Origin of the sequence: Roseateles sp. (assembly GCF_049240545.1) — a bacterium.
Lineage (GTDB): Bacteria > Pseudomonadota > Gammaproteobacteria > Burkholderiales > Burkholderiaceae_C > Paucibacter_A.
Map to the genome: position 1 here is coordinate 1 of NZ_JBMLSK010000202.1, position 2,850 is coordinate 2,850.

4 protein-coding genes are annotated in these 2,850 nt (G+C 56.4%); 2 read left to right on the top strand and 2 right to left on the bottom strand.

The features are described from left to right. The coding region (locus tag ACOVRJ_RS12580) for a glutathione S-transferase N-terminal domain-containing protein (protein ID WP_422044192.1) at window positions 1-187 on the bottom strand (187 nt) is incomplete at its 3' end. Window positions 188-207: 20 nt separating this feature from the next. Continuing rightward, the gene (locus ACOVRJ_RS12585) at window positions 208-861 is read right to left on the bottom strand and encodes a TetR/AcrR family transcriptional regulator (protein ID WP_422044193.1); all 654 of its coding nucleotides are present in this window, start codon (window positions 859-861) and stop codon (window positions 208-210) included. A gap of 86 nt (window positions 862-947) precedes the next feature. Between ACOVRJ_RS12585 and ACOVRJ_RS12590 the strand changes: the two genes are divergently transcribed. Together ACOVRJ_RS12590 and ACOVRJ_RS12595 are read left to right on the top strand one after the other, a co-directional pair. Then, window positions 948-1,853, top strand: coding sequence for an alpha/beta fold hydrolase (locus tag ACOVRJ_RS12590; protein ID WP_422044194.1), 906 nt, complete (start codon window positions 948-950; stop codon window positions 1,851-1,853). Then, complete coding sequence (locus ACOVRJ_RS12595) at window positions 1,850-2,665, top strand: SDR family NAD(P)-dependent oxidoreductase (protein ID WP_422044195.1); 816 nt, start codon at window positions 1,850-1,852, stop codon at window positions 2,663-2,665. The genes ACOVRJ_RS12590 and ACOVRJ_RS12595 overlap by 4 nt, the downstream gene beginning before the upstream one ends. Window positions 2,666-2,850: the final 185 nt, after the last annotated feature.

Sequence of the window (2,850 nt, forward strand, 5' to 3'; positions counted from 1 at the left end):
TGGCGCTGCCATCGTCGAGCTCGAGCACGGGCAGCTTCCCCAAGGGATTGAGCCGTAGGAAATCCGGCCTCGCATTGGCGCCGCCGGCGGCATCCACCTCGCGCCGGTCAATCGCTAGGCCTTTTTCGGCCATGAAGATGCGCACTCGGCGGGGATGCATGCCTGCGCTCAGGTCGTGAAGAATCATGTCAGGGTCTCCTATCTCAGTCATTCATGTTTCATGGCACGGATCACACGTTCAGCCACCTCGTTGGCGAGTTCCGGGATGGAAATAAGAGCTCCCGGAACGCGTCCGCTGCGCAAGGTGGCTGCGCCGTGGACCGCACTCCACGCGAACAACGCATCACGCTCACTCGGCTGAGTAGGAATAACCCCCTTCAAATACAAGCCCAACAATGCCGCGGGGAGATATTCGTAGCTGTCGGGGTCACCTTCTGAATCGATCGTCTGACGGTAAGCCTCAGCCTGTGCGCCAAAGATCAGCCGCCACAGGGCTGGCTCGTCATCGGCGAATTGCAAATAGGCCTGCGCTAGTCGGCTCAGACGGAGCCGAGCCTCTTCAACGCCCGATGGCGGGGCTTTGATATCAAAAGCAGAAGCAAACCGCTGCCTAAGGCGGTTGAATCCAATACGGGCAACTTCGAACAACAGGCCTTCACGGCTCTCAAAGTGACGGTAGGCGGCCGCAGCCGTCACACCAAGACTAGCGGCGAGCTGTCGCAACGACAGTCCCTCGATCTCAGGAGCAGCCAGTGCGGCGTCGATCAGTCCTTGCCGGAGATTGCCGTGGTGAAAGCTCCGCTGTCGGGGTTTGGCTGTGCTTCTGCAATAAGAGGCTTTAGGCAATTCATTGTTTTGCATGGGGGCATGTTATCGCTGTTTACATTAATCGGCAATACCTGCAAAATCTGCTGGACATCCTGCCAAGAATCTTGAATTCACACACCATGACGACCGCCACAATGACCCTGACACAAGACAGAGCTGCAAAAGCACCGTCATCACTGCTGCCGCCTCCCAGCCAAGTCTTAACGCGTGTCGGCGCACTCGCTGTTCGTGACACAGGACCGGTAGATCCTCAGGGTCAAACTATCGTCTTGTGGCCTTCGATCCTCGCCGACTACAGGATTTACCGCCATCCAATTGAAGTCTGGCGTGGCAGACATCGAATCATCGCCATTGACGGACCAGGTCACGGGGAAAGTGGTCGGTCACCCGGTGCTTTCTCAATGAGTGACTGTGGCCAAGCACTGGGTGAGGTACTCGATTCATTGACCGTCTCCGAACCAGTGGTGGTGGTTGGAACATCCTGGGGAGGGTTGGTCGCAGGAGAATTTGCGCTGCTACACCCGAGGCGAACCCTGGCTGTGGTCATGCTCAATACGCCGGTCATCAAGGCTCCCGACGGCCCCAGCCTAAGTGACCGGTTTGTCGTCTGGGGGGCACGCTGGATCCATTCCACAGCGGCTTACAGAAACGGCGTCGCGAAGGCTTTCTTCCTGCCCTCCACCATCGAGCGTGGAGGTGTCATTCAAGGGGATTTTCATCGCCATCTTCGTCAAGCCGATGGTGCTGCGCTCTCACAGGCGGTTCGATCGGTGCTGATCGATCGGGAACCGCTCGCTCATCGTATGAACGGGATCAAGGCACCCACACTGTTCGTGGCTGGTCACCAAGATGCGATGTACCCAGTTGACGCTCTAAAGCGTGCAGCTGAAGCACTGCCCAATGGTCATTTTGAGGTGCTCGACACGGCCCATATTTCGGTCGTCGATGACCCAGTGAGTGTCATTGCACGGATTGATGATTTCCTTCAGTGCCGCATTGAGTTCTCAAGGGAGCACTCGTTATGAGTTCGGCGAACTCTATCCTCATCACAGGCGGCGGCGGTGGTATCGGCTTGGAGATGGCCAGGCTACTGGCCTCACGCGAACACAGTCTCATCCTGGTTGGACGGGATGCAGTGCGACTTCAGACAGCAGCGAACGAACTACGCGCAGCTCACGGAACCGAGGTTCACGTGCACTCCATCGATCTGTCTGAACCCGGGGCTGCACACCGGCTTTTCGAGCATACCGAAAAACATGGATTCCAAATTGACACTCTGATCAACAACGCGGGGTTTGGCATCGTCGACGCACACATCGAAATCGAGCCTGCGCAGATTTACCGCATGTTGCAGCTCAATGTCGTTGCCGTCGCCGAACTTTGTCGCCTTTATGGGGAATCCATGAAGCAAAGGCGTGCAGGCCGCATTCTGAACGTCGCCTCAACGGCGGCTTTCCAGCCAACACCCTATTTTGCGGCCTATGGCGCATCTAAGGCGTTCGTTCTGAATTTCTCCGAAGCACTTGCGAAAGAAATGGAAGACTACGGCGTCAGTGTGAGTTGCCTTGCCCCTGGACCTACCGACACGGCTTTCTTCAATAGCGTTGACCCTCAACGAATCGATGGGGGTCATTTTTTTCGCCAGGAGGCTCGTACCGATCCTCGAAAAGTTGCGCGAGCAGGCGTTGATCTGATGGTTCGTGGCGGGTTGACCCACGTAGTAGGTACGACCAACAGACTCATGATTTTGGGCAACCGTATTGTTCCAAGGGCAATGGTCGCTGCAATCACCAAGCGCATGCTCCGGCCTGCACCCGTGAAGTCCACCATGACTTGATCTCACTTTCCTCATTTCTCCACCTGTCCAATCCACTTCAAGGGATGAATTGATTTACAAGGTATTTGCCATGAAACTGTCACATCGCCTGCTTCGCAATCTGCATCTGGCCACCACACCCGTCCTGGGCGCCTTCGTGTACGCCAGTCCCCTGCGAGAAAATCCGACCTTTGTTGCCATCGTGC

Bases quoted from the DNA above. Each gene is read 5' to 3' on its own strand.
- ACOVRJ_RS12585 (WP_422044193.1), bottom strand. From the start codon at position 861: ATGCAAAACAATGAATTGCCTAAAGCCTCTTATTGCAGAAGCACAGCC.
- ACOVRJ_RS12590 (WP_422044194.1), top strand. From the start codon at position 948: ATGACGACCGCCACAATGACCCTGACACAAGACAGAGCTGCAAAAGCA.
- ACOVRJ_RS12595 (WP_422044195.1), top strand. From the start codon at position 1,850: ATGAGTTCGGCGAACTCTATCCTCATCACAGGCGGCGGCGGTGGTATC.